Origin of the sequence: Mesorhizobium sp. M7A.F.Ca.CA.003.01.2.1, from assembly GCF_003998945.1 — a bacterium.
Classification (GTDB): domain Bacteria; phylum Pseudomonadota; class Alphaproteobacteria; order Rhizobiales; family Rhizobiaceae; genus Mesorhizobium; species Mesorhizobium ciceri.
On record NZ_RZRA01001596.1, the window covers coordinates 1 to 563 of the forward strand.

Sequence of the window (563 nt, forward strand, 5' to 3'; positions counted from 1 at the left end):
AGATCGGGTTGAGGCCGTTGAAGACGATATCGACACCTTGCGTGGCGCGGATGAGGGCCTCGCGGTCGAGAGCGTCACCGGCAACGGCCGTGGCGCCCTTGAGTTCGGCCGGTACCTTGCCGTTGCGGGTGACGGTGCGGACCTCGTAGCCCGCGTCGATGAAGGCCTTGGCGACCACGCGGCCGAGCCGGCCACCGGCACCGAGAATTGCGATCTTGGTCATTGGAAGCACTCCTGGTTGGGATTTAGGTGGTCGGTCGGGCGATCGGTACCAGCGACAGCGCGATCGGGATCAGCGACAAGCGCGATCGGGATCAGCGGCTGCCGAAGAGGTCGCGGTTGCTGCCCTGTGTGACCGGCTTCCGGATGGCCGCATCGGGGTTGTGAATCGAAGCGGTGGTCGTGTCGTCGGTGCTGGTGGCGGCCGGCTGGCTGGCGTCGTTCGAACCAAACTTGTCGCTGCCGGCAAAAGCGGCGCTGACGGAAATGAGGATAGCGGCGGTGGTGAGAGCGATCTTGGTCATCTGAGTTCTCCTGGTAGGTGTTTGCAGTCCGTGTTGGTG

General features: G+C 64.3%; 2 protein-coding genes. Both read right to left on the reverse strand.

All coding sequences use genetic code 11. The annotated features are described in order from the left end of the window. Positions 1-223 (reverse strand): NmrA family NAD(P)-binding protein (locus tag EN969_RS34430; RefSeq protein WP_127419948.1); only part of this gene is annotated, 223 nt, incomplete at its 3' end. Positions 224-314: 91 nt separating this feature from the next. Then, positions 315-524: a DUF680 domain-containing protein gene (locus EN969_RS34435; protein ID WP_063169177.1), complete on the reverse strand. Its 210-nt coding sequence runs from the start codon at positions 522-524 to the stop codon at positions 315-317. Between the last annotated feature and the right edge of the window lie 39 nt (positions 525-563).

Bases quoted from the DNA above. Each gene is read 5' to 3' on its own strand.
- EN969_RS34435 (WP_063169177.1), bottom strand. From the start codon at position 524: ATGACCAAGATCGCTCTCACCACCGCCGCTATCCTCATTTCCGTCAGC.